Source organism: Gryllotalpicola daejeonensis, assembly GCF_039538145.1.
Taxonomy (GTDB): Bacteria; Actinomycetota; Actinomycetes; order Actinomycetales; family Microbacteriaceae; genus Gryllotalpicola; species Gryllotalpicola daejeonensis.
In genome coordinates this window covers 801,480-825,820 of record NZ_BAABBV010000001.1, presented here as the reverse complement: position 1 = coordinate 825,820, position 24,341 = coordinate 801,480, and the positions used below count along the sequence as shown (strand labels likewise).

General features: G+C 70.2%; 21 protein-coding genes. 18 read left to right on the top strand and 3 right to left on the bottom strand.

Going from position 1 to position 24,341, the window contains the following annotated elements; genetic code table 11:
- Positions 1-109 precede the first annotated feature (109 nt).
- The 4 genes from ABD736_RS04140 to ABD736_RS04125 all read left to right on the top strand — a co-directional run bounded on the left by ABD736_RS04140 (position 110) and on the right by ABD736_RS04125 (position 4,726).
- Positions 110-940: a DUF1684 domain-containing protein gene (locus tag ABD736_RS04140; protein WP_344790470.1), complete on the top strand. Its 831-nt coding sequence runs from the start codon at positions 110-112 to the stop codon at positions 938-940.
- A complete protein-coding gene (locus ABD736_RS04135; RefSeq protein WP_344790469.1) occupies positions 940-1,992 on the top strand; it encodes an LLM class flavin-dependent oxidoreductase in 1,053 nt (350 codons plus the stop codon). Before ABD736_RS04140 ends, ABD736_RS04135 begins: the two co-directional genes overlap by 1 nt.
- Positions 1,989-3,362, top strand: coding sequence for an NtaA/DmoA family FMN-dependent monooxygenase (locus tag ABD736_RS04130; protein ID WP_344790468.1), 1,374 nt, complete (start codon positions 1,989-1,991; stop codon positions 3,360-3,362). The genes ABD736_RS04135 and ABD736_RS04130 overlap by 4 nt, the downstream gene beginning before the upstream one ends.
- Before the next feature lie 749 nt (positions 3,363-4,111).
- Complete coding sequence (locus ABD736_RS04125) at positions 4,112-4,726, top strand: hypothetical protein (RefSeq protein ID WP_344790467.1); 615 nt, start codon at positions 4,112-4,114, stop codon at positions 4,724-4,726.
- Between the two features lie 83 nt (positions 4,727-4,809).
- On the opposite strand, the gene ABD736_RS04120 is transcribed toward ABD736_RS04125, so the two are convergent.
- Positions 4,810-5,520: an alpha/beta hydrolase gene (locus ABD736_RS04120; protein WP_344790466.1), complete on the bottom strand. Its 711-nt coding sequence runs from the start codon at positions 5,518-5,520 to the stop codon at positions 4,810-4,812.
- 167 nt (positions 5,521-5,687) lie between these two features.
- On the opposite strand from ABD736_RS04120, the gene ABD736_RS04115 reads away from it, so the two are divergent.
- From ABD736_RS04115 to ABD736_RS04085, 7 genes are all read left to right on the top strand, one after another.
- Positions 5,688-6,680, top strand: a complete 993-nt coding sequence (locus tag ABD736_RS04115; RefSeq protein WP_344790465.1) for a TerC/Alx family metal homeostasis membrane protein — start codon at positions 5,688-5,690, stop codon at positions 6,678-6,680.
- 181 nt (positions 6,681-6,861) lie between these two features.
- On the top strand, positions 6,862-8,310 hold the full coding sequence (leuC, locus tag ABD736_RS04110) for a 3-isopropylmalate dehydratase large subunit (protein ID WP_344790464.1): 1,449 nt from the start codon (positions 6,862-6,864) through the stop codon (positions 8,308-8,310).
- On the top strand, positions 8,310-8,912 hold the full coding sequence (gene leuD, locus ABD736_RS04105) for a 3-isopropylmalate dehydratase small subunit (protein ID WP_344790463.1): 603 nt from the start codon (positions 8,310-8,312) through the stop codon (positions 8,910-8,912). The genes leuC and leuD overlap by 1 nt, the downstream gene beginning before the upstream one ends.
- A 24-nt stretch (positions 8,913-8,936) precedes the next feature.
- Positions 8,937-10,304, top strand: a complete 1,368-nt coding sequence (gene murA, locus ABD736_RS04100) for a UDP-N-acetylglucosamine 1-carboxyvinyltransferase (RefSeq protein ID WP_344790462.1) — start codon at positions 8,937-8,939, stop codon at positions 10,302-10,304.
- 2 nt (positions 10,305-10,306) lie between these two features.
- Positions 10,307-11,050 carry a lysophospholipid acyltransferase family protein gene (locus tag ABD736_RS04095; RefSeq protein ID WP_344790461.1) on the top strand — a complete coding sequence of 248 codons (744 nt, stop codon included), beginning with the start codon at positions 10,307-10,309 and terminating at the stop codon, positions 11,048-11,050.
- Entirely contained in the window at positions 11,051-12,172 is a 1,122-nt protein-coding gene (locus ABD736_RS04090; RefSeq protein ID WP_344790460.1) for an NAD(P)H-dependent glycerol-3-phosphate dehydrogenase, read from the top strand. It begins immediately after the preceding gene.
- Complete coding sequence (locus ABD736_RS04085) at positions 12,075-13,163, top strand: D-alanine--D-alanine ligase family protein (protein ID WP_344790459.1); 1,089 nt, start codon at positions 12,075-12,077, stop codon at positions 13,161-13,163. Before ABD736_RS04090 ends, ABD736_RS04085 begins: the two co-directional genes overlap by 98 nt.
- Before the next feature lie 6 nt (positions 13,164-13,169).
- Here ABD736_RS04085 and ABD736_RS04080 read toward each other — a convergent pair whose 3' ends face one another.
- Entirely contained in the window at positions 13,170-13,667 is a 498-nt protein-coding gene (locus tag ABD736_RS04080) for a DUF3515 family protein (RefSeq protein ID WP_344790458.1), read from the bottom strand.
- A 27-nt stretch (positions 13,668-13,694) separates the two neighbouring features.
- Between ABD736_RS04080 and thiL the strand changes: the two genes are divergently transcribed.
- Entirely contained in the window at positions 13,695-14,639 is a 945-nt protein-coding gene (gene thiL / locus ABD736_RS04075; protein WP_344790457.1) for a thiamine-phosphate kinase, read from the top strand.
- 41 nt (positions 14,640-14,680) lie between these two features.
- On the top strand, positions 14,681-16,432 hold the full coding sequence (locus tag ABD736_RS04070; protein WP_344790456.1) for a helicase HerA-like domain-containing protein: 1,752 nt from the start codon (positions 14,681-14,683) through the stop codon (positions 16,430-16,432).
- Here the strand turns inward: ABD736_RS04070 and rsmD are convergent.
- A complete protein-coding gene (gene rsmD, locus ABD736_RS04065; RefSeq protein WP_344790455.1) occupies positions 16,429-16,992 on the bottom strand; it encodes a 16S rRNA (guanine(966)-N(2))-methyltransferase RsmD in 564 nt (187 codons plus the stop codon). The two genes, ABD736_RS04070 and rsmD, sit on opposite strands and share 4 nt — an antisense overlap.
- A gap of 59 nt (positions 16,993-17,051) precedes the next feature.
- Here rsmD and ABD736_RS04060 point away from each other — a divergent pair, with 59 nt between their 5' ends.
- From ABD736_RS04060 to ABD736_RS04040, 5 genes are read left to right on the top strand one after another with little or no spacing between them, the layout of a single operon-like run.
- Positions 17,052-19,241, top strand: coding sequence for an ATP-dependent DNA helicase RecG (locus ABD736_RS04060; protein WP_344790454.1), 2,190 nt, complete (start codon positions 17,052-17,054; stop codon positions 19,239-19,241).
- Between the two features lie 42 nt (positions 19,242-19,283).
- Positions 19,284-19,769 carry a pantetheine-phosphate adenylyltransferase gene (gene coaD, locus ABD736_RS04055; RefSeq protein ID WP_344790453.1) on the top strand — a complete coding sequence of 162 codons (486 nt, stop codon included), beginning with the start codon at positions 19,284-19,286 and terminating at the stop codon, positions 19,767-19,769.
- Positions 19,766-20,758, top strand: a complete 993-nt coding sequence (locus ABD736_RS04050; protein ID WP_344790452.1) for an AAA family ATPase — start codon at positions 19,766-19,768, stop codon at positions 20,756-20,758. The genes coaD and ABD736_RS04050 overlap by 4 nt, the downstream gene beginning before the upstream one ends.
- A gap of 9 nt (positions 20,759-20,767) precedes the next feature.
- Positions 20,768-22,033: a DUF58 domain-containing protein gene (locus tag ABD736_RS04045; protein WP_344790451.1), complete on the top strand. Its 1,266-nt coding sequence runs from the start codon at positions 20,768-20,770 to the stop codon at positions 22,031-22,033.
- Entirely contained in the window at positions 22,026-24,308 is a 2,283-nt protein-coding gene (locus ABD736_RS04040) for a transglutaminase TgpA family protein (RefSeq protein WP_344790450.1), read from the top strand. The genes ABD736_RS04045 and ABD736_RS04040 overlap by 8 nt, the downstream gene beginning before the upstream one ends.
- Positions 24,309-24,341 lie beyond the last annotated feature (33 nt).

The window sequence follows — 24,341 nt, the reverse complement described above, 5'->3', positions numbered from 1 at the left end:
CGCGCCGGGTCCGCATCTGCGCGGCAACGAGCCGTAACGGGATGAAACTGTTCGTCATGTGGCGTGGCTCGCGTGGCATCCGTCGCATCGCCCGCCATAGCGTCGATCCATGACCGTCACCGAGATCGAGCAGGCGACCGGGTTCGCCGACGCGTGGGCCGCGTGGCACGCCCGCCACGAAGAGCAGCGCGCGAGCGAATACGGGTTCCTCGCCATCACGAGCATCCGCTGGCTGACCGGCACCCCCGAGCGCTTCGACGACGTTCCCGGCGCCTGGTCGACGGGCGAGGGCGGCATCGTCGTCGAGCTCGCCGACGGCGAGAGCCTCGAGTTCGGTGACGCCGTGATCACCGGGCGCCACGAGTTCGGGCCGCTGGCCGAGCGCGCGAGCGAGTTCGCCTACTTCGAGGCGCCGGAGGGCCGTGCCGCGGTCGAGATCGCGCGCCGCGGCGGCAACGACATCATCCGGCCGCGCCACGCGAACGCGCCGATCCTCTCGGCCTACACCGGCACGCCGGCCTACGCGCCGGACGAGCGCTTCGTCATCGACGCGCGCTTCGTGCCGTTCGAGACGCCGCGTGAGGTCACCGTCGGCTCCGTGGTCGACGGCCTGCAGCACGTCTACGACGCCGTCGGCACGATCGAGTTCGAGCTCGACGGGCCGCGCTCGCTGCTCGCGTGGGGCGGCCAGGCCGGCGGCCTGCACGTACTGTTCACCGACCTGACGAGTGGCGTCACGACCTACGCCGCGAACCGTAGTCTGAACACGCCGGCCCCCGACGCCGAGGGCCGCGTCCGACTCGACTTCAATCGGTCGACCAACCTGCCGTGCGCCTACACGCCGCACGCGACCTGCCCGCTGCCCCCTGCCGAGAACCGCCTCGGCGTCGCCGTCGAGGCGGGGGAGAAGGCGCCCATTTCGCACGAGGAGAGCAAGTAATGACCCCACGACCGTTCTCCGTTGCCATCGAGCTCGACGGCGCGGGTGCCCACCCGGCGGCCGCGCGGGCTCTCGGCCTCGACACGCGCGAGGTGCTCTCCGGCTCGCGCCTCGCGGCGCACGTGCGCGAGGCGGAGCGTGCCGGATTCACCGCGGCGACGCTCGCCGACTCACCGCTCGGCACGCGCATCGACGCGATCCAGCGCACCGCGTTCGTCGCGCCGCTGACCGGCGCCCTCGGGCTGATCCCGACTGCGCACGCGGTGTACTCGGAGCCGTTCCATGTCGCGACGCAGCTGGCCACCGTCGACTTCGCCTCCTACGGCCGCGCCGGCTGGATCGTCGGCGTCGACCCGGACCCGCGCATCGCCGTCGCGTACGGCCGGGACGCCGTCGGCTCCGAGCACGCCGCGGCGACCGCGACCGACTTCATCGAGGTCGCGCGCCGCCTCTGGGACAGCTGGGAGGACGACGCGGTCATCCGCGACACGACCACCTGGCGCTACTTCGACCGCGACAAGGTGCACTACGCCGACTTCGAGGGCGAGAGCTTCTCGGTGAAAGGCCCGAGCATCATCCCGCGTCCGCCGCAGGGGCAGCTTCCGGTATTCACGGATGCCTCGTCGGGCGTCGTCGGCGACGTGGCGCTCGTGACGTCGAGCGCCCAAGCGGCGGTCTCTGCCGCGCGCGACGCCGGCGCGACCCTGGTGTGGCTCGAGCTCGAGGTCGCCCTCGACCGCGCCGGGCTCACCGGCGCCGAACGCGTCGAGCGGCTCGACGCCACCGAGACCTGGGCCCGGGAGGGCTTCGGCCGCTACGTCGGCGACGCCGCGGGCCTCGCCGACCTGATCGGCGAGCTCGCAGGCTCGTTCGACGGCATCCGCCTGCACCCGGCCGTCCTCGATGAGGACCTCGAGGAGCTCGGCCGCGCCGTCCTTCCCGAGCTGCGCCGTCGCGGCCTGCACACCCCGCCCGTCGTCGGCAGCACCCTGCGCGAGAGCATCGGCCTGCCGGCATCCGTCAACCGCTACGCATCGAAGGCCAACGCATGAGCGCGACCCAGCCCCAGCAACGCAATCAGATCCAGTTCGGCGTCTTCTTCCAGGGCGTCAACTTCTCGACGATCTGGACAGAGCCCGAGAGCGGTTCGCAGACCGACTTCGAGTCGTTCCGTCGGGTCGCGCAGACCGCAGAGCGCGGCCTGTTCTCGGCTTTCTTCCTTGGCGAGGGCCTGCGCCTGCGCGAGCACCTCGGCAAGTTGCACGACCTCGACGTCGCCGGGCGGCCCGACGCGCAGACCCAGCTCGCGGCGCTGGCCGCCGTGACCTCGAAGATCGGCCTGGTGGCGACGCAGAACGCGACCTACAACGACCCCTTCGACCTGGCGCACCGCCTGCAGAGCCTCGACCTGCTCTCCGGCGGCCGGGCCGCGTGGAACATCGTGACGACCGACAACGCGTGGACGGGCGCGAACTTCCGCCGCGGCGGCTACCTCGACCACGCCGACCGCTACACCCACGCCGAGCAGGTCGTCGAGACCGTGCGCGCGATCTGGGACTCGTGGGACTCGGAAGGACACGCCCGGCTCGTCGCGCGCGACTTCGGTGCCTTCGACGTGCGCGGCACCGGCCGCCTGCCGCGCAGCGCGCAGGAGCACCCCGTGCTGTTCCAAGCCGGCGACTCGGACGAGGGCCGCGACTTCGCCGCCCGCAGCGCCGAGGTCATCTTCAGCGCTCACGGCCTGTTCGAGCCGGCGAAGAAGTTCGCCGAGGACATCCGTCGCCGCACCGTGGCCGCGGGCCGCCCCGCCGATGACCTGAAGATCTTCCCCGGCCAGCAGTTCGTGCTCGCCGACACCGACGCGGAAGCGCGCGACAAGGCGATCTGGGTGCGCGAGAAGCAGATCACGCCGGCCACCGCCCTCGCGTTCCTCGAGAACATCTGGGGAACGTCGCTCGCGAACTACGACCCCGACGGCCCGCTGCCCGACATCGATCCCGTCGTCGAGGTCACCGGCGAGACGCGCGGCGCGGGTTTCCGAGCGAAGAAGACGAAAGAGACGGCGGATGCCTGGCGCGAGCAGGCCGCAGCAGAGAACCTCTCCATCCGCGAGTTCGTGTTCAAGGTGGGCGGCCGCCTCGAGGGCGGCATCATCGGCAGCTACCAGACGGTCGCCGACCTGCTGGCGCGCTACGCCGACGAGCACGTCGTCGACGGCTTCAACGTCTCGCCGTACCTGATTCCGACGGGCCTCGACGACATCGTCGACCGGCTGGTGCCCGAACTGCAGGAGCGCGGGGTCTACCCGACGGAGTATCGCGGCGACACGCTGCGCGAGCACCTCGGCCTGCGGCCGCCGCTGACGCGCCGTGGTGCCGAGGCCGACGCCGCGCGCCAGACCCCGTCGTTCGACCTGGTCTAGCCGCCGGCGGGGGCCGCGCGCCTCTCGCCCCCTCCCGGCATATGTCCCGCCGAGAAGTGCCGCGATGTCGGCCCGCTCGTGACGTTTCGACATCACGGCACTTCTCGTGGACGGCTTCGGTGCGGACCGGTCGGCGGCCACAAGGACCCTTCGCCCGAGAAGTGCGCTTGTGCCGGCTAGGCGCGAACGCATTCGCATCGCGGCACTTCTCGTGGACGGCTTCGGTGCGGACCGGTCGGCGGCCACAAGGACCCCTCGCCCGAGAAGTGCGCTGATGTCGGCCGGGTTGTCGCGCACCCGCATCGCAGCACGTCTCGGCGGGGGCTGCGCGCCCGACCGCGTCCGATCAGTGTGCAGATCTTGCCGCTCACAGCACCGCGTTCACTCCGGTCATCCACGATTCGGCGCCGTGACAGAACGCGCCTACCTGCTCGCCGGGCACACTCGCCGACATGACCCGCGCGCGCCGGCTTCCAGATCACCTCGCCGCAGCCCCATTCACCGTGGCTCAGGCGGATGATGCGGCCGTACCGAGAGGGCGCCTTCGAGCAGCCGACCTCGCCCGGCCCTTTCGCGGCGTGCGCGTTCCCCGGGAACTGCTCCTGGAAGCGGACGACGACAGGCGGTTCGAGGTCCTCTGCGACGCATACCAGCAGCAGATGCCCCGTAACTGGTTCTTCAGTGGTCCGACTGCGGCGCGGCTCATGGGGGTCCCGCTCCCGCGTCGTCTCGAGGAGTTGAGGGTCCACGTGACCGCTGTCGGAGCATTCGCGCCGCGCGGCCGCTACGTCATCGGCCACACCGCCCGGGCGGCAGAGACGACACGGGTCAATGGAAAGCGGGTGCGGGTGCCGCACGAGGTGTTCTGCGAGTTGGCGACCGTGCTCGGGCTTGACGAGCTGATCGCCGCAGGCGACCGGATGCTTTCTGAGAAGCCGTTTCTGCTGGCGACTCGCCGCCATCTCGAAGCCGCGATCGCCGCGCATGGCTCGAAGCGCGGCGCTCGTACCTTGCGGGCGACACTGCCGCAGCTGCGCGAGAACGTCTGGTCACCCCGCGAGACGTGGGTACGGCTCGTGCTGATCCGGGCGGGACTGCCCGAGCCGACGCACAACCACCGGATCTTCGGAACCGACGGGCGCCTCGTTGCAATCGGCGACCTGGTCTACGAGAAGCTGAAGATCGTCATCGAGTACGAAGGCGAGCGGTGGCACCGCGACCCGTGGTCGGTGATCGACGTCGACCGCTACAACAAGCTGACACTGCTCGGGTGGTCGGTCATCAAGGTTCGTCGAGATCACACGGCCGCCGACGTCGAGCGGATGGTGAGCGACGCGCTCGCTCTGCGCGGGTGGCAGCGCTAATGCTGTCACCACGAGACGTGCCGGAATGTCGGCTGCTTCGGCGACCGGCGACATCGCGGCACTTCTCGGCGAGAGCCCGGCGGCTATGAGGCGGCAGGTTCCGCCAGCGCCGCCGCGATCGCCTCGCCGAGCTCGACCGGCTTGGAGAACTGCGGCCAGTGGCCCGTGTCGATGTCGACCCAGGTGATGTCGCGGAACTTCGCGAGCTCGGACACCCACGGGTGGCCCTGCTCGAGCAGCGGCGTGTATTCGGCCGACGGGAACGCGGTGCAGATCATGGTGAGCGGCACGTCGTAGCGACGCTCGTCGTGCAGCTCGATGGGGGCCGTCGCAACGCCGGCGGGCTCGGGCACCGCCTCTGCCTCGAACTGCGCGCGCAGCTCGGGCGTGAGCCCCTTCACCTCGGCCTCGCCGAACGCCGACCAGTCGGGCAGCGGCACATCGTCGCCGTCGACGGGGTACTCGGACTCGGTCTGCCCGCGCTCGGGCATGGGGAAGGTGTCGACCTCGATGACGCGCGTCACGCGATCGGGCCGGGCGTCGAGGGCCCCGTTGGCGACGGCGCTCGCGCCGGAGTGCGCGACGAGGGCGACCGGCCCCCGGCATCCGTCGATCTCGGCGATCGCCGCATCGATCTGCGTCTGCAACGTGATGCCGGCGCGCGACGCATCACGTGCCTCGAGGCCGGGGAGCGTGAGCGGGTGCACGGAATGACCCGCCTTCGCGACGATCGGCGCGACGTCGCGCCACGAGGAACCGCCGAGCCAGTAGCCGGGAAGCATGATGACATCCATGCGCCCACGGTAGGCGCACCCACCGACATCGCATATCCTGAAGCGATCGAAGGGGAGTATCCCTCGGCGCAACGATCGTCATCACGGGCCGCACGGCCCCGGGCGTTGCGGCACCTCGGTGCGGGAGAGACTTTCGGAGCCGTCTCAACGACCCCGAAAGGCCCTGAATGCACCTCGAGCTCCCGTTCTGGTTCGAGTTCGGCTCATACGCCGTGCTGTTCCTGATCCTCGTCGGCGACCTCGTCCTCGCCTACCGGCGCCCGCACGTGCCGAGCCCCCGCGAGAGCGGGCTGTGGATCGCCTTCTACGTCGTGCTCGCGCTGGTCTTCGCCGGCATCCTGTGGGCTGTCGGCGGCGGTGAGCCTGCGGGCCAGTTCGTCGCCGGCTGGCTCACCGAGTACTCGCTCTCCGTCGACAACCTGTTCGTCTTCGTGCTGATCATGGGCCGCTTCGCGGTGCCGCCGAAGTACCAGCAGGAAGCGCTGATGGTGGGCATCATCTTCGCCCTCGTCTTCCGCGGCGTCTTCATCATCCTGGGCGCGGGCCTGATCGCCGCATTCAGCTGGATCTTCTACTTGTTCGGCGCATTCCTGCTCTACACCGCGATCAGACAGGCATTCGAGAAAGAAGATGAGAGCGAAGATTCCGAGGATGCCGAGGGGCCGGTGGCCCGCTTCCTGAAGCATCACCTGCGCATCGGCAACGAGTTCGACGGCAACAAGCTGCACACCGTGGTCAGCGGGCGCCGCGTGCTGACGCCGATGGTGCTCGTCTTCATCTCGCTGGGCACGACCGATCTGCTGTTCGCGCTCGACTCCATCCCGGCGATCTTCGGCATCACGCGCAGCCCGTTCCTGGTGTTCTCTGCGAACGTCTTCGCCCTCATGGGCCTCCGGCAGCTCTACTTCCTGCTGGGGCACCTGCTCGCAAAGCTCGAATACCTCAAGTACGGCATCGCCGTCATCCTCGCCTTCATCGGTGTGAAGCTCGTCTTCGAAGCGCTGCACACGAACGAGGTGGCCTTCATCAACGGCGGTCACCCGGTCGAGTGGGCGCCGGAGTTCTCGACGGTCACGTCACTCGCCGTGATCGTCGTGACCATGGCGATCGCGACGGCCGCGAGCCTCGTCCGCCTGCGGCTGACCCGCAATTCGGGGTGATAACCTCACAACATGCCGGCTGCGCAGCTCTCTCCTGCTGAGCGTCACCCCTTCGGTGACGCGGGCGTCGCCGCCCTCGCGGGGCGCCTTAGCTGCCGCGACGGGGCCTAGTTTCCTGGCCTTTCCCGTCGCGGAGTCTTGTTCTGGGCTGAACCCGCAGGAATCAAGGAGCAACGAAGCAATGACCGACAGTCCCATTCCGGGCACCGCCGCCCCCCGCACGCTGGCCGAGAAGGTCTGGAACGACCACCTCGTCGTGAAGGGCGAGAACGGCGAGCCCGACCTGATCTACATCGACCTGCACCTCGTGCACGAGGTCACGAGCCCGCAGGCGTTCGACGGTCTTCGCCAGGCCGGCCGCCCGGTGCGCCGCCCCGACCTGACCATCGCCACCGAGGACCACAACACCCCGACTCTGGCGATCGACAAGCCGATCGCCGACCTGACCAGCCGCACTCAGATCGAGACCCTGCGCAAGAACGCCGAGGAGTTCGGCGTGCGCCTGCACTCGCTGGGCGACCTCGAGCAGGGCATCGTGCACGTCGTCGGCCCGCAGCTCGGCCTTACGATGCCGGGCATCACCGTCGTGTGCGGCGACTCCCACACGTCGACGCACGGCGCCTTCGGTGCGATGGCGTTCGGCATCGGCACGAGCGAGGTCGAGCACGTGCTCGCCACGCAGACCCTGCCGCTCAAGCCGTTCAAGACCATGGCGATCAACGTCGAGGGCACGCTGCGCCCCGGCGTCACCGCGAAGGACATCATCCTCGCCGTGATCGCCAAGATCGGCACCGGCGGCGGCCAGGGCTACGTCTTGGAATACCGCGGCAGCGCCATCCGCTCTCTCTCGATGGAGGGGCGCATGACGATCTGCAACATGTCGATCGAGGCCGGCGCGCGCGCCGGCATGGTCGCGCCCGACCAGACCACCTTCGACTACTTGAAGGGTCGCCCGCACGCGCCGCACGGCGCCGACTGGGACGCGGCGGTCGCCTACTGGAAGACGCTCGCCACGGACGAAGGCGCCGTCTTCGACGCCGAGGTCGACATCGACGCCGACACCCTCGAGCCGTTCGTCACCTGGGGCACCAACCCCGGGCAGGGCGTCTCGCTGTCGGAATCCGTGCCCGATCCGGCGACGATCGCCGACCCGAACGCGCGCGCGAACGCCGAGCGCGCGCTCGAATACATGGATCTCACGGCCGGCACGCCCATGAAGGACATCCGGGTGGATGCCGTGTTCATGGGTTCCTGCACGAACAGTCGCATCGAGGACCTGCGCGCCTTCGCCTCGATCATCAAGGGCAAGAAGAAGGCAGATGGCGTGCGCGTCATGGTCGTACCCGGCTCGGCGCGCGTGCGCATCGAGGCAGAGGCAGAGGGCCTCGACAAGGTCTTCGAGGAGTTCGGGGCGGAGTGGCGGTTCGCCGGCTGCTCGATGTGCCTCGGCATGAACCCCGACCAGCTCGCCCCCGGTGAGCGCTGCGCCTCGACCAGCAACCGCAACTTCGAGGGCCGCCAGGGCAAGGGCGGCCGCACCCACCTGGTGTCGCCCGTGGTCGCCGCGGCCACCGCCATCCGCGGCACCCTGTCGAGTCCGTGGGACCTGGAGCTGGAGGAGTCGAAGTAATGGAGAAGCTGACCGTCGTCACGGGTGTCGCCGCGCCGCTGAAGCGCTCCAACGTCGACACCGACCAGATCATCCCCGCCGTGTTCCTCAAGCGGGTCACGAAGACCGGCTTCGACGACGCGCTGTTCTACTCCTGGCGTCAGGACCCCGACTTCGTGCTGAACCAGGTGCCGTACCAGGGCGCCCAGATCCTCGTCGCCGGCCCCGACTTCGGCACCGGCTCGTCGCGCGAGCACGCGGTGTGGGCACTGCGCGACTTCGGCTTCAAGGTCGTCCTGAGCTCGCGCTTCGGCGACATCTTCCGCGGCAACTCGGGCAAGCAGGGTCTGCTCACCGGCGTCGTCGCCGAAGAGGACATCGAGAAGCTGTGGGCCGCTATCGAAGCCGCTCCCGGCCTCGAGCTGACCGTCGACCTCGAGGCGCGCACGGTACGCGCCGGTGACCTGACCGTCGCTTTCGAGATCGACGATTACACTCGGTGGCGCCTCATGGAGGGCCTCGACGACATCGGGCTCACCCTCCGCAACGAGGCGAAGATCACCGAATTCGAGAGCCGCCGCGAAGCCTGGCGCCCGAAGACCCTTCCCGTACAAGCCGGGTAGCTACAAACAACCCCAGGGGGTTACGTGAACACACTCCTCGAAGATGCGCAGGCTGCAGGCGCAAGCGTCGGCCTGACCGCCGATCGCATCACGCTGCAGGGCGGCAAGCCGCTCGTCGGGCGGATCGAGCTCAAGGGCGCCAAGAACCTCGTCACCAAGGCGATGGTCGCCGCACTGCTCGGCGAGACGCCGAGCGAGTTGCGCAGCGTCCCCGAGATCAGCGACGTCCGCGTCGTGAAGGGCCTGCTCGAGGTCCACGGCGTGAAAGTGTCGACGGTGGGCGACGACACGCTGCTTCTCGACCCCGCCGCCGTCGAGAGCGCGCACTTCGAGGTCATCGATGCGTACGCGGGCTCGAGCCGCATCCCGATCCTGTTCTGCGGGCCGCTGCTGCACCGCCTCGGTGAGGCGTTCATTCCCGACTTGGGCGGCTGCCGCATCGGAGACCGGCCGATCGACTTCCACCTCGATGGCCTGCGCCGCTTCGGCGCGGTGGTCGACAAGCAGCCGCAGGGCATCCGTCTGACGGCGCCCAACGGACTCAAGGGCGCGAAGATCGAGCTGCCGTACCCGAGCGTCGGTGCCACCGAGCAGGTGCTGCTGACCGCCGTTCGTGCAGAGGGCACGACCGAGCTGCGCAACGCGGCGGTCGAGCCCGAGATCATGGACCTGATCAACATCCTGCAGAAGATGGGCGCCATCATCTCGGTCGACACCGACCGGGTGATCCGCATCGAGGGTGTCGAGCGACTCGAGGGCTACAAGCACACGGCGCTGTTCGACCGCAACGAGGCCGCGAGCTGGGCGGCCGCCGCGCTCGCGACCAACGGCGACATCTTCGTCGGCGGCGCGCGCCAGTCCGAGATGCTCACCTTCCTCAACGTCTTCCGCAAGGTCGGCGGCGCATTCGAGATCCAAGACGACGGCATCCGCTTCTTCCACCCCGGCGGCAAGCTCAAGCCCGTCATCATCGAGACCGATGTCCACCCCGGCTTCATGACGGACTGGCAGCAGCCGCTCGTCGTCGCCCTCACCAAGGCCGAGGGCGTGTCGATCGTGCACGAGACGGTCTACGAGCAGCGCTTCGGCTTCACCGACGCCCTCGTCGACATGGGCGCGCAGATCCAGCTGCACCGTGAGTGCCTGGGCGGCGCGGAGTGCCGCTTCGGCCAGCGCAACTTCAACCACTCCGCCGTGATCGTCGGCCCGACCGAGCTGCACGGCGCCGACATCGTGGTGCCCGACCTGCGCGGCGGCTTCAGCCACCTGATCGCGGCGCTCTCGGCCGAGGGCCAGTCGACCGTCAGCAACGTCGGCATCATCGCCCGCGGCTACGAGAACTTCATCGAGAAGCTGCGCGCCCTGGGCGCCGACTTCGTGCTCGAGGCATAGGGGTGGCGCTGAAAGAAACCCATCGGCCGTCGATCTTCTGGCCGATGGCGTGGATCTGCTTCGGCCTGCTCGGCGGCAGCGTGAAGTTCCGCGTCGCGCACCCAGAGCGGATCCCTGCCACCGGCGCGTACGTCATCGCACCGAACCACTACAGCGAGATCGACCCGGTGATCGTGGGCATGATGCTGTACCGCCTGGGCCGGGTTCCGAGCTTCCTCGCGAAGGCGAGCCTGTTCAAGATCCCCGTCGTCGGCTGGTTCCTGCGCCGCAGCGGCCAGGTTCCTGTCGAGCGCACGGCCGTCGCCGCAGCGCACGCTCCGTCGCCGCTCGCCGGCGCCGCGACGCTCGTCGAGAAGCAGCGCGTCGTGGTGGTGTACCCGGAGGGCACCCTGACGCGCGAGCCCGACATGTGGCCGATGCGCGGCAAGACCGGCGCCGCGCGCATCGCGCTCGAGCAAGGCATCCCCGTGATCCCGGTCGCGCACTGGGGCACGCAGGGCCTGATGGGGCGCTACGCCAAGAAGGTGAACCTCTTCCGCAGGAATCCGATCGACTTCGCGATCGGCGAGCCGGTCGACCTCTCCGAGTTCGAGGGCAAGCCGATCGATACGCACCTGCTCGCTGCGGCGACCGAGAAGATCATGGCCGCCATCACGGCGCAGCTCGAGACGCTGCGCGGCGAGAAGGCGCCCACCCGCCGCTGGGACCCGGCGGAGCAGGGCCAGAGCGAGACCGGACGGTTCTGAGTGGCACCGAGGAAGCCCCTGCGCCGCGTGACGGTGTTCGGGGCCGGCAGCTGGGGAACCGCGTTCGCCAAGGTGCTCGCCGATGGCGGCTCGGAGGTGACCATGTGGGCGCGCCGCCCCGAGGTCGCCCGCGAGATCCGCGAGACGCACCGCAACACGCAGTACCTGCGCGGCATCAACCTGCCCCGCACGATCACCGCGACGAGCAGCCTGCGCGACTCGCTGCGCGGCGCCGAGCAGCTGTACCTCGCGGTTCCGAGCCAGACGCTGCGCGACAACCTCGAGTCGCTGAAGCCGATGCTGCCGCCCGGCATCCCGGTCGTCAGCCTCATGAAGGGCATCGAGAAGTCGACGAACGAGCGCATGAGCGAGGTCATCGCCAGCGTGCTCGAGATCGACGACGAGCGCATCGCGGTGGCATCCGGCCCGAATCTCGCTCTTGAAATCGCGAAGGAGCAGCCGACGGCCGCCGTCGTGAGCTCGGTGAGCCTCGAGACCGCGCAGGCCGTCGCGCTGGCCGCGACCAACCGCTACTTCCGCTCCTTCGTCAACACCGACGTCGTCGGCACCGAGTTCGGCGGGGTGCTCAAGAACCTCATCGCGGTGGCGATCGGCATCGTCGACGGGGTCGGCTACGGCGAGAACACGAAGGCGTCGATCATCACCCGCGGCCTCGTCGAGATGACGGACTTCGCCGTCGCGCACGGCGGCCACCCCGATACGCTCTCGGGTCTCGCGGGCCTCGGCGACCTGATCGCCACCTGCCAGTCGCCGCTGTCGCGCAACAACACCGCCGGGCGCCTGCTCGGTCAGGGCTATGCCCTCCACGAGGTCGTGCGGCAGATGAACCAGACCGCAGAAGGGCTCGCCTCTGTGGCCCCGATCCTCGCGCTCGCCCGCGCCCGCGGCGTGCAGATGCCGATCGTCGAGCAGGTGCACCAGGTGCTGACCGGTACCCTCAAGCCGCAGGACATCGCGCCTCACCTCACCACCGACGACACGCCCACGGGCGAAAGGACCACCGATGACGGACAAGCTCGCACTGGCTCTGCTCTTTGGGGGGCGCTCAAGCGAGCATTCGGTGTCCGTGGCCACGGCGGGGGGAGTACTGGGGGCGCTTGACCCCGAGAAGTACGACATCGTGCCGGTGGGCATCACTCGCGACGGCGCGTACGTGCTCGGATCGACCGACGTCGACGACTACTTCATGGGCGACGGGCGCATGCCCGAGGTGCACGACGACGGCAGCCGTGTGGAGTGGCCGCGCGACGCCCGCTCGCACGAGCTGACCGTGATCGGCGCCGACGGCTCATCGCGCGCCGTGCACATCGACGTCGTCTTCCCGATCCTGCACGGCCCGTGGGGCGAGGACGGCACGGTGCAGGGCATGCTCGAGCTCGTCGATCTGCCCGCGGTCGGGTCGGGCGTGCTTGCGAGCGCACTCGGCATGGACAAGCGCTTCATGAAGACCGTCTTCCTGCAGGCAGGGCTTCCGGTGGCGCCGTGGGCGTCGATCTCGCGTCGGCAGTGGGCGGAAGATCAGGCGTCCGTTCACGCGGCGGCCGAGAAGCTGGGTTACCCCGTTTTCGTGAAGCCTGCGCGCGCAGGCTCCAGCGTGGGCGTGGGCAAGGCGACGGATGCCTCAGGCCTCGCCGCCGCGGTGGAGGGCGCCCTCGCTGAAGACGCGTACGCGATCATCGAGCCGACGGTGGTCGGCCGCGAGATCGAGATCGCGGTGCTCGGGGGCCGTGGCGGGTCCGCACCCCGCGCGTCGGTCGCCGGCGAGATCGTGCTGACCGGCCGCGAGTTCTACGACTTCGAGGGCAAATACCTCGGTGGTGACGGCGTCGAGCTGCAGCTTCCCGCCGCACTGACCGATGCGCAGTTCGCGGAGATGCAGTCGCTCGCCGTGCGGGCGTTCGAGGCCATCGGCGCGGCAGGGCTGTCGCGCGTCGACTTCTTCCTGACCGAGCAGGGCTGGGTGATCAACGAGATCAACACCATGCCCGGCTTCACGCCGATCTCGATGTACCCGAAGTGCTGGGAGGCATCCGGGTTGCCTTACCCGGCCCTCATCGACGAACTCATCGCGCTGGCGCTCGACGAGCGCTGAGCCCGGCTATTCTGCGTCGCCGCTCGCGTCGCACTTGTGGACCTTGGACTGGGGGATGCTGGACACCGCCTGCGCGAGGTCGGGAAGCACGTTCGCGTCGCTGACGCCGCCCTTCCCGTGCTGGATGGTCACCTCGACCGCCGGCGTGCGGCCGTAGGTGACGTAGGTGAGCACCTTGCTCGCCGGGTCGTTCGTGAGCACCCAGTCCACCGAATCCCGGCCGCTCGCGACCGTGACGCACGGCTTGGTGGTGGGCCCCAGCGGAGCGACGCCGCAGCGCAGCTGGACGGCGACGGGATCGCCCCATGCGCCGGTCGCCTGCGCGTTCGTGTAGTCCTTGTGCTCGTGCGCGACCTCGTCGGGCAGCGCGACGGTGACCGAGGCGCACTTCGGGTCGTTGGCGTGCGGTGCCGCGTTCATTGCGACGGTCGGCGTGCAGCCGGCGAGCAGGGTCGCGAAGGCGACGGCGGCAATGGCAGCGGCGGCGACACGAAGGCGGGACATCTCGGTCGCAACGCTAGCGTGGTGCGTATGGCGGAAGCTGAGCGGCCCACCCTGGAGGAACTCGGCGAGATCGCCGTGCTGGGGCGGATCTTCCCGCGGCTGCCCGAGGCGGAGGCCACGCTGCTCGGCCCCGGCGACGATGCGGCGCTGCTCGCCGCCCCCGACGGCCGCTACGTCGTCACGACCGACATGCTCATCCACGGCCCCGACTTCCGGTGGGAGTTCTCGACGCCCGAGGACCTCGGGTGGAAGGCCGCGGCCACGAATCTCTCCGACGTCGCGGCGATGGGAGCCCGGCCGACGGCGCTGGTCGTGGCGCTCGCGGCCCCTGCGACGACGCCCGTGGACGTGCTCGAGTCATTCGCCGACGGGCTGCGGCTCGGGTGCGCGCAGCTCGCACCCGGGTGCGGCGTGGTCGGCGGCGATCTGTCGACGTCTGACGTGTTCACGATCGCGGTCACCGCTTTCGGCGACCTCGAGGGCCGAGCGCCGGTGAGGCGATCGGGCGCGCGGCCGGGGGATGCCGTCGCCGTCGCCGGCGAGCTGGGGGTGGCGGCACGCGGTCTGCGGCTGCTGTTCGAGCAGGGGCGCGCCGACGCGCTGCGAGCCGACGCGCACGCGGTCGGGCGGCAGCTGCGGCCGGCGCCGCCCATCGCCCTCGGCACCGTCGCCGCCGACGCCGGCGCGACGGCCATGATGGACATCAGCGACGGGCTGGTGCTCGACGCGAGGCGGCTGGCGCAGGCATCCCGCGTCGATCTTGAACTCGACGATCTCGGCGACGACGCGCTACGCGGGGGAGAGGACCATTCGCTGCTCGCGACGTTCCCGGGTGACGTGCCGGTGCCCGAGGGATTCCGGCGCATCGGCTCCGTCGTCGCGGGAGAGGGCCGCGTGCTGGTTCGCGGGGCGGAGTACGACGCGCTCGGCGGCTGGGATCCGTACGAGCAGTGGGACGGCCGCCTTTCGTAGCGTGGTGCCTGCGCGTCACCGCTCGGCAATATGATCTGGCCATGACTGACCCGGGGGACCTGCAGAAGCAGGCGGAAGAACTTCAGAAGCAGGCCGACGAGCTCAAGCGGCAGGCCGAAGCAGCGATGAGGAAGGCGCAGGAGGCCGCTGCGGGGGCAGCGGCTGCGGCACCGGCAGCACCGGCGGCGCCGACTACGCCCGAGAGCGCCGATGGGCCGCTCACGCAGGCCGATATCGACAAGATCAAGGCGGGCTACGGATTCACCGACACGAGCCTCGAGCTGGGAGCGCTGCTCAACGGGGAGCCGCTGCCCGACGCGCAGATCCGAATTCCGCTTGGCATGCTGAACCGCCACGGGCTGATCGCGGGGGCGACCGGCACGGGCAAGACCCGCACTCTGCAGGCGATCGTCGAGCAGCTGTCCGCAAACGGCGTGAGCGTCTTCGCCGCCGACATCAAGGGCGACCTGTCGGGCGTGCTCGTCGACGGCGAGCCGAGCGACAAGCTGCTGGCGCGCACGAAGGCGATCGGGCAGGACTGGTCGCCGGCGCACTTCCCGACAGAGGTGTTCTCGCTCGGCGGCAAGGGCAAGGGCGTGCCGATCCGTGCGACGGTCGCCGGTTTCGGGCCGCTGCTGCTCGCGCGCGTGCTCGGCCTCAACGAGGTGCAGGAATCGAGCCTCGGGCTGGTGTTCCACTATGCGGAGGAGAAGGGCCTGGCGCTGCTCGACCTCGAGGACCTGCGCGCAGTGCTGCAGTACCTGACGAGCCCGGAGGGGAAGGCGGAGCTCGCCGGCATCGGCGGCATCTCGCCGGCCACGGCGGGCGTCATTCTGCGCGAACTCGTGTCGTTCGCGGCGACGGGCGCCGAGGCATTCTTCGGCGAGCCCGAGATCGACACGGCCGAGTTCCTGCGTCAAGCGCCCGACGGGCGCGGCATCATCAGCCTGCTCGAGGTGCCCGGCGTCGCCGACCAGCCGCAGCTGTACTCGACGTTCCTCATGTGGCTGCTCGCCGATCTCTACAACGGTCTGCCGGAGGTCGGCGATGCGCCGAAGCCGAAGCTCGTGTTCTTCCTCGACGAGGCGCACCTTTTGTTCACGGATGCCAGCAAGGAGTTCATCACCCAGATCACGCAGACCGTGCGTCTGATCCGCTCGAAGGGCGTCGGGGTGTTCTTCATCACGCAGTCCCCGAAGGACGTGCACGAAGACGTGCTGGCCCAGCTCGGCTCGCGCGTGCAGCACGCGCTGCGTGCGTTCACGCCCGACGACGCGAAGGCGCTTCGCGCCACGGTGTCGACCTATCCGAAGTCCGGCTACGACCTCGAGTCCGTGCTCACGAGCCTCGGCACGGGTGAGGCGATCGTGACCGTCATGAACGAGTCGGGGGCGCCGACGCCTGTCGCCTGGACGCGCATGCGCGCGCCGCAGTCGTCCATGACGACGGCGCCCGAGTCGGCCATCGACGGCGTGATCAGCGCGTCACCGCTGTTCGAGAAGTACGGCACGCCGATCGACCGCGAGTCCGCAGGCGAGATCCTGACGGCGAAGCTGAACGCGGCGGCCGAGAAGGCGCAGGCCGAGGCCGACGCGAAGGCACAGGCGAAGCAGCACGCGGCGGATGCCAAGCAGAACGCCGCCGCGCAGAAGGAGGCCGCCCGTCAGGCCAAGGCGCGCCAGACGCAGGCCGAGCAGATCGGCAAGACGGCGGTGAAGGTGCTCACCTCGCGCACGACCCAGACCGTGCTCAAGGGAGTGCTCGACGGCATCTTCGGCACCCGCAGGCGCTAGGCGCGCTGCGCGAACCAGATCGTGGTCTCGCCGTACTTCTTCGGCTTCGCCGGGGTGAGTGCGGCGGGCCACGCCGGCTCTGGAGAGCGCGAGGAGCGCTCGACGACGACGAGAGCATCAGGTGCGAGCAGCGGCACGAGGGCCTCGAGGTCGGCGGCGACGTCGGCGTCGGTCACCTCGTAGGGCGGGTCGCTGAAGACCAGATCGAACGGGCCGGTCGCCGAGGCGAGGAACGAGGCGACCGAGCTCGCCACGACGCCGACGGCACCGGCATCCGTTCTCATCGCTTTGGACACGAGCCCCGCGTTCGTCTTGGCGACGCGCGCGGCCGCGGCGTTCTTCTCGACAAGGACGACGGATGCCGCGCCGCGACTGGCCGCCTCGAGGCCGAGCGCCCCCGAGCCGGCGTACAGATCGAGCACGCGCGCGCCGTCGAGCGCGTCGCGGGCCTCGAGCGCCGAGAACAGCGCTTCGCGCACCCGGTCGCTCGTCGGCCGCGTTCCCGCCTTCGGAACGGCAAGGGTCACGCGCCCCGCGGCGCCCGCGATGATCCGGGTCATATCCACAAGCTATCGTGTGGCACCGCTCCATGTCGTAGCTGTGTTCTAGACTCCGAAGCATGGTCGGGCTCGACACCAAGCTCAGCGCCGTCGTCGGGGCGCGTTCGGCGACGCCGTTCCAGAAGGCGTGGGGCATCGTGACGGTCGCAGACCTGCTGAGCCAGTACCCGCGCCGCTACGCCCACCGCGGCGAGCCGACGGCTCTCGACTCGCTGCCAGACGGCGAGGTCGCGACCGTCGTCGCAACGGTGATGCGGGTCACGAGCAAGCCGTTCAAGACGCGGCGGGGCTCGATCCAGACCATCACGATCGGCGACGGTCGCAGCGAGATGACGGCGACCTTCTTCAACCAGCCGTGGCGCGAGAATCAGCTCTCGAAGGGCGACCGCGGCCTGTTCTCCGGAAAGGTCACGCGCTTCAAGGGCGAGGCACAGCTGACGCACCCCGAGATCAAGCTGTTCCGCGAAGACGAAGACATTCCCGACCCCGCTGTCGATGTCGAGCGGGCGAGGCAGTGGGCGATCCAGCCGATCCCGGTCTACCCGGCGACGGCCTCGATTCCGAGCTGGAAGGTCGCCGACGTCGTCGCCCACGTGCTCGCCTCTCTCGACACCGACGAGGTGCTCGACCCGCTTCCCGACGAGGTGCGTGCCGAGCACGGGTTCCTCGGCTACGTCGATGCGCTGCGGCTCGTCCACCAGCCGCAGACCGACACCGATTGGCGGCGCGCGCGTGACACGCTGCGCTTCCACGAGGCGTTCGTGCTGCAGACGGCTCTGCTCCAGCAGCGGGCGGTGAGCCGCTCGGCGCACACCCTGCCGCGTCGGGCGCTGCCCGGCGGCTATGCAGAGCGGCTCGACGAGGCGCTGCCTTTCGAGCTGACGCCCGACCAGGGGCTCGTCGGGGCAGAGTTGGCGTTCGACCTCGCCCGCGACATCCCGATGAACCGACTCGTGCAAGGCGAGGTCGGCAGCGGCAAGACGCTCGTGGCGGTGCGCGCGATGGCTGCGGTCGCGGACTCTGGCGGCCAGTCCGCGCTGCTCGCGCCGACCGAGGTGCTCGCGGCGCAGCACCTGCGCTCGATCGTGCGCGCGCTCGGCCCCGACCTCTCTGCCGAGCTGATGCCGACGCTACTGACGGGCCAGCTCACGGCCGCCGAGCGGAAGAAGGCGCTGCTGCGCATCGTCACGGGGCAGGCGCGCATCGTGGTGGGCACGCACGCCCTGCTCTCCGACGCGGTCGAGTTCTTCGACCTGGGGCTCGTCGTCGTCGACGAGCAGCACCGCTTCGGCGTCGAGCAGCGCGAGACGCTGCGGGCGAAGGGCAAGACGCCGCCGCACCTGCTGGTGCTCACCGCGACGCCGATCCCGCGCACCGTCGCGATGACGGTGTTCGGCGACCTCGACATCTCGACGATCCGCCAGTTGCCGCAGGGTCGCCAGGGCATCGAGAGCTTCGTCGTGCCGCTGGCCGAGAAGCCGAACTGGATCAACAACGTGTGGAAGCGCGCGAAGGAGGAGATCGACAAGGGCCGCCAGGTCTTCGTCGTCTGCCCGGCGATCAGCCCGAAAGACATCGAAGAGGGCGATGAGATCGAGCGCGATGACGATTCCGGGGATGCTGCGCCCAAGCATCCGCTCGCGAACGTGGTCGACGTCTACGCCGCACTCACCCAGCGCCAGGACCTCGCGGGCGTGCGCATCGGGATGCTGCACGGCCGCATGACCTCCGACGAGAAAGACGAGGTGATGGGCGCCTTCGGCCGCCGCGAGCTCGACCTGATCGTCGCGACGACCGTGATCGAGGTCGGTGTCGACGTGCCCAACGCGTCGACCATGATCGTGCTCGATGCCGACCGCTTCGGGGTCAGCCAGCTGCACCAGCTACGCGGGCGCGTCGGCCGCGGCGACGTTCCCGGCATCTGCCTGTTCGTCACGGGCGCAGAGCAGGACTCGCTGGCCCGGGATCGCGTCGAGGCCGTCGCCGCGAACAGCGACGGATTCGAGCTCGCGCAGATCGACCTCGAGCTGCGCCGTGAGGGCGACGTGCTGGGGGCGCGCCAGTCGGGCGGCCGCTCGTCGCTGCGGCTGCTTCGGGTGGCGATCGACGGCGAGGTGATCGCGCAGGCGCGTGCGGCCGCGGCATCCGTCATCGACACTGACCCGACGCTGCGCTCGCACGCCGCGCTCAAAGCGGCGGTCGATCGTCGCCTCGACGAGTCGGAACGCGAGTTCCTATCGAAAGGCTGAGTGCGGCTCAACAGTCGCCCCGCGCCGTTAGGCTGAAAACCTATGAGCAGGCTCGCCGTCGTACCGGGCTCATTCGACCCGGTCACTCTGGGGCACCTCGATGTCATCGAACGGGCCGCGAGGCTGTTCGAGGACGTCCACGTGCTCGTCGTCCACAACCCCGACAAGCCGGGCGGGCTGCTGACCCCGGATGAGCGGGTGGCTGTCATCGAGAAGGCCGTGGCCGCCGCGGGGCTTCCCGCCTCGGTCACCGTCACGCAGTACTCGGCCGGCCTGCTTGCCGACTACTGCGCTCACGTGGGGGCGACGGCGCTCGTCAAGGGAATCCGATCGCACACGGACCTGGTGTATGAGACTCCTATGGCCATCGTCAACGAGCACCTCGCAGGGGTCGAGACCGTGTTCGTGCTGCCGCGCCCCGAGAACGCGCAGGTCTCGAGCACGCTCGTGCGACAGGTCATCTCGCTCGGCGGCGACGTGAGCCCCTACGTGCCCGCATCGGTGCTCGAGGCGGTGGGGTCGCGATGACTACGCTGCCGAGCCCGGCGGCCGACCCGGTCCAGCCGGAGTCGCTCGCCGATGTCGCGGGCCGCATCATCGCCAGCATTGAGCAGGTCATCGACGGCAAGCACGAGCAGGTGGAGACGGCCCTCACGGTGCTCCTGGCCGAAGGGCATCTGCTCATCGAAGACGTGCCCGGCGTCGGCAAGACGATGCTCGCTCGCTCGCTGGCCAAGGCGATCGCGGGTTCCATCAGCCGTATCCAGTTCACCCCTGACCTGCTGCCCAGCGACGTCACCGGCGTCAGCGTCTTCAACCAGGCGAGCCGTGAGTTCGAGTTCAAGCCCGGCGCGGTGTTCGCGAACATCGTCATCGGCGACGAGATCAACCGCGCGAGCCCGAAAACCCAGTCCGCGCTGCTCGAGGCGATGGAGGAGCGGCAGGTCTCGGTCGACGGCGGCACCTACCCGCTTGCCGACCCGTTCATCGTCGTCGCGACGCAGAACCCGGTCGAGATGGAGGGCACGTATGCGCTGCCTGAGGCGCAGCGCGACCGCTTCATGGCGCGCATCGCGATGGGCTACCCGGATGCCGCAAGCGAGATCGACATGCTCGGCGCTCGCGACACCGTGAACCCGATCGAGGCGCTCACCCCGGTGGTCGACCTGCCCACGCTGCGGCAGATGATGGCAGGGGTGCGGGCCGTGTTCACGTCTGCCGCGGTCAAGCAGTATGCCGTCGCGATCGCCCGCGCGACTCGTGAAGACCCCGACATCAGGCTCGGCGCGAGCCCGCGCGCGACGCTTCAGCTCGTGCGTGCGGCGAAAGCGCGCGCAGCCATCGCGGGCCGCGAGTTCGTGCTGCCCGACGACATCGACGCGCTCGCGGTTCCCGTGCTCGGCCACCGCCTGCTGCCGACGAGCCGCGCGCTCGGCCGCCAGCACGAGACGACGGCGCTCGTGGGTGAGCTCGTGCAGCGCATCGTCGACGCAACCCCCGTGCCGTCAGGGCACTAGGTGGCCGCCGTGTCCCGCCCGCTCCCGACACTGCGCGGCTGGGTCGTCGGCGCGTGCGGGGTGGTGCTGCTCGTCGCCGCCGGCTGGTTCGGCCGCGTCGACCTGCTGTTCGCCGGGCTGCTGCTCACCCTGGCTCCGCTGGCTGCACTGATCGCGCTGACGTTCGACCGCCCGTGGCTCGACGTGTCCCGCACGTACGCCCCCGATGCCGTCGCCGCCGGCGATGAGGTGCAGGTGCGGCTCGGAGTGCGCAATGTCTCCCCGCGACCGACGCCCGCGATGACGTGGGTCGACACGCTGCCGGCCGGTTTCGCGCCGACCGCGGCGCGCTCCCTTCCGTCGCTCGTTGCGCGCGCCGACACGGGCGTCGCGCGCGGCGCCGACACCGTCACGCTGCGCTACACGGCGCGCCCGCAGCGCCGCGGCACGTACCTGCTCGGGCCGCTGCTGGTGACCCGCACCGATCCCTTCGGCCTCGCGCGCGGTGGCTACGGCGTGGGGGAGTCGAAGGTGCTGGTCGTCACCCCGCGGGTGAGCGCGCTCGGTCCGGGCGTCGCGGAAGTGTCGCGGGGTGAGGGCACCGATCCCGAGCTCGTACGGCATTCGATCCCGAGTTCCGACGAGGTCACGCCCCGCGAATACCGCCCCGGCGACCCCCTGCGCCGGGTGCAATGGCGTGCGACGGCTCGGCTCGATCGGCTGATGGTGCGTCAGGAGGAGCAGCTCAGCAATCCAGAGGCGTGGCTGCTGCTCGACACGGTGCGCGCGCGACCGGGCGACGGCGAGGCCTTCGAGCGGGCCGTCGAGCTCGCGGCATCCGTCGCTGTTCATCTTCTCGAACTGGGTTACCTGGTCGGCGTGCACGAAACCGGTGAGCGCAGGCTCGCGGGCAGCTACCAGCTCCCAGGGGGTGACCACCTGCTCGTCGGCGAGCTCGCGGCGCTCGCACAGAGCACCGAGCCGGGCGGCGATGTCGTGGGCCGGTTCGCGGCCGGGCTGCGCGGGGCGCGCGCCGCGGTACCGACCTTCCTGATCCTCGCGGGCGGCGAGCCCGGTTTCGGTGGCGAACTCGCCGCGCTGCGGCGGTACGCCTCGCCGGCCATCGCGTTCCTCATGACGCCGGCGGCGTCGGCGGCGCGGGAGTCGCTCGAGCGCGCCGGCTGGGTGTGCGTGCAGGGCGATGAGGGCAGGGATGCCGCCGCGGTCTGGTCCCTCGCGGCGCAGGCGCACCAGCGGGCCACCGCCCAGCGATTCGCAGAGGTCGGCGATGTTTGACCGCCCCCGCCCCACTCTGGCTCAGACGGCCGTCACGCGAGGCTCGTGGCGCGTGGCCGGCGCGCTGTTCCTCGAGATCATCGCCTGCAGCATCGCGCTGATCGGGCTCATCCAGGGCACCGGCTGGTGGTTCGCGCTGATCGGCGTCTCGGCGCTGCTGCTCGCCGTACCCGCCGCGCTGCGCGCCCTCGGGCTCAACGCGTGGGCCGCAGCCGGGCTCAACGTGCTCGTCTTCGGGCTGCTCGTGCAGCTCGCCTTCGTCCCGCGCCTCGCGCTACTCGGGGTGATCCCGACGCCGCGTTCCTTCGCCGGGCTGGCCGAGCTGTTCCGGCAGGCGCTGGTCGCCATTCAGAGTCAGCACACACCCGCGGTGGCGCTTCCGGAGCTGGTGTTCTTCATCGTGCTGTTCGGGGGCGCGCTCGCGGTGGTGCTCGACGTGCTGGCAGTGGCGCTGCGGCTGCCCGCGGTGACCGCGGTGGTGATCGGCGGCGTGCTGGTCGTTCCCGCCCTTCTGCAGGCCGACGGACTCAGCCTCATCGCGCTCGGTGCGGCGGCAGCCGCGTGGTTCGTGCTGCTGGCGGCGGACGGCAGGCTGCTGCGCGGGATGCGGGGCAGCGGTGCGACCGCGCTCTCGATCGGGGCATCCGCGACTCTGATCGCCCTCGTCATCGCCGCGACCGCCCCGGGCTTCATCGAGCAGGGAAGGCCCGCGACGCAGGGTCCGGTGGCACTCGGCAGCACCGTGAACTCGCTCGTCGACCTCGGTGCCGACCTGCGCCGGCCGACTCCCGTCGACGTGCTGCGCTATACGACGACCGCCGAGACTGCGCCGTATCTGCAGCTCACGACCCTCGACACGATCCGCGGCACCAACTGGACGCACACCGCCGGCTCCGTCGCGCCCCTCGCCGACGGCACCGGCCTCACGGAGGTGCCCGGGCTCGCCGACACGACGGGCGTCTCGCTGCACAGCGTCAAGAGCACGATCGACGTGCAGAACCTGAACAGCCAGTGGGTCCCTGCGCCGTACCCCGCGACGAAGATCTCCGGCGGCCGCACCGCTCGCGGCTACCAGCCCGACGACCTGACCCTCTTCGCGAGCGCCGCCCTCAGCGGCCGCAGCTACTCGACGACGAGCCTCGACGTTGAGCCGACCGCGGCGCAGCTCGCGGCCGCCGGGCCGTACACCGGCGAAGGGACCGAGTTGGCGAGCGACGACCTCGAACTGCCCGCCGAGGTGCCCGAGATCATCAGCAGCACCGCCGGTGAGATCGCCGGCGAGGCGGCCGGCGACAGCGAATACGACCTTGCCGTAGCCATCCAGAGCTACTTCCAGAGCTCAGACAACGGCTTCACCTACTCGACCGATTCCCCCGACACGGTCGACGGCGGCAGCCTCGACGTGATCGCAAAGTTCCTTGAGGTCAGAGAGGGCTACTGCGTGCACTTCGCGAGCGCGATGGCGGTGATAGCGCGTGTGCTCGGCATCCCGAGCCGCATCGCCATCGGGTATCTGCCGGGCACGCCGATCTCGCAGCACGACGGCAAGACGACCTACCAGGTGGACTCGAGCGATCTGCACGCGTGGCCGCAGCTGTTCTTCCCCGGCCTCGGCTGGCTCAGCTTCGAGCCGACGGTGAGCCGAGGCTCGCCGCCGGCCTACACGCTGGCCACGACCCCTGATGCCGTGCCGACGACCGCTCCGAGCGCGGTCACGCCCAAGGCGGCGGCGCCGACCCCGACGGCCAGCTCGCGCGCCATCGCCAACGAGCAGGCGGCCGCCTCGAATCCGTCCGCCGCGCGCAACCGCGTGCCGCTCGCGCTCGGCATCCTCGTGCTCGTCGCCCTGCTCGCGGCGCCCGCGGGCGCGCGCGCCGCCCGTCGGCGCGGCAGGCTCACCCGTCTGCGGGAAGAGGGGGCATCGCCCGACGTCGCCTGGGCCGAGATCCGCGACACCGCGCAGGATCTGGGGTTCGCCGCGTCGGCGACAGAGACGCCGCGCGCGTTCGCGGCGCGATTGCGCTCGCAGTGGCATCCGGATGCCGCGCACCAGCGCGATCTCGATGAGATCCTCGCCCTCGTCGAGCGCTCAGAGTTCGGGCCGCCGAGGCCGTGGGCGCGCTACTTCGAACTCGCGGACCAGACCGCGAGGGTGCTCGCGGCGATGCGCGCCTCGCGGCACTGGACGACACGGGCGATCGCGACGTTCGCCCCGCGCTCGCTGTTCGCGGTGCTGGGCGAACGCCGCAGGGAGCCGGTGCGCACCGGCATGTAGCCTTGAAGGTTGTGAGCGCCAAGAATCCCTATT

Excerpts from the sequence above, each read along its gene's own strand:
- ABD736_RS04130 (WP_344790468.1), top strand. The coding sequence starts at position 1,989 with ATGAGCGCGACCCAGCCCCAGCAACGCAATCAGATCCAGTTCGGCGTC.
- leuC (WP_344790464.1), top strand. The coding sequence starts at position 6,862 with ATGACCGACAGTCCCATTCCGGGCACCGCCGCCCCCCGCACGCTGGCC.
- ABD736_RS04120 (WP_344790466.1), bottom strand. The coding sequence starts at position 5,520 with ATGGATGTCATCATGCTTCCCGGCTACTGGCTCGGCGGTTCCTCGTGG.
- ABD736_RS04140 (WP_344790470.1), top strand. The coding sequence starts at position 110 with ATGACCGTCACCGAGATCGAGCAGGCGACCGGGTTCGCCGACGCGTGG.
- leuD (WP_344790463.1), top strand. The coding sequence starts at position 8,310 with ATGGAGAAGCTGACCGTCGTCACGGGTGTCGCCGCGCCGCTGAAGCGC.
- thiL (WP_344790457.1), top strand. The coding sequence starts at position 13,695 with ATGGCGGAAGCTGAGCGGCCCACCCTGGAGGAACTCGGCGAGATCGCC.
- ABD736_RS04085 (WP_344790459.1), top strand. The coding sequence starts at position 12,075 with ATGACGGACAAGCTCGCACTGGCTCTGCTCTTTGGGGGGCGCTCAAGC.
- ABD736_RS04070 (WP_344790456.1), top strand. The coding sequence starts at position 14,681 with ATGACTGACCCGGGGGACCTGCAGAAGCAGGCGGAAGAACTTCAGAAG.
- rsmD (WP_344790455.1), bottom strand. The coding sequence starts at position 16,992 with ATGACCCGGATCATCGCGGGCGCCGCGGGGCGCGTGACCCTTGCCGTT.
- coaD (WP_344790453.1), top strand. The coding sequence starts at position 19,284 with ATGAGCAGGCTCGCCGTCGTACCGGGCTCATTCGACCCGGTCACTCTG.
- ABD736_RS04060 (WP_344790454.1), top strand. The coding sequence starts at position 17,052 with ATGGTCGGGCTCGACACCAAGCTCAGCGCCGTCGTCGGGGCGCGTTCG.
- ABD736_RS04040 (WP_344790450.1), top strand. The coding sequence starts at position 22,026 with ATGTTTGACCGCCCCCGCCCCACTCTGGCTCAGACGGCCGTCACGCGA.
- ABD736_RS04115 (WP_344790465.1), top strand. The coding sequence starts at position 5,688 with ATGCACCTCGAGCTCCCGTTCTGGTTCGAGTTCGGCTCATACGCCGTG.
- ABD736_RS04050 (WP_344790452.1), top strand. The coding sequence starts at position 19,766 with ATGACTACGCTGCCGAGCCCGGCGGCCGACCCGGTCCAGCCGGAGTCG.
- ABD736_RS04135 (WP_344790469.1), top strand. The coding sequence starts at position 940 with ATGACCCCACGACCGTTCTCCGTTGCCATCGAGCTCGACGGCGCGGGT.
- ABD736_RS04080 (WP_344790458.1), bottom strand. The coding sequence starts at position 13,667 with ATGTCCCGCCTTCGTGTCGCCGCCGCTGCCATTGCCGCCGTCGCCTTC.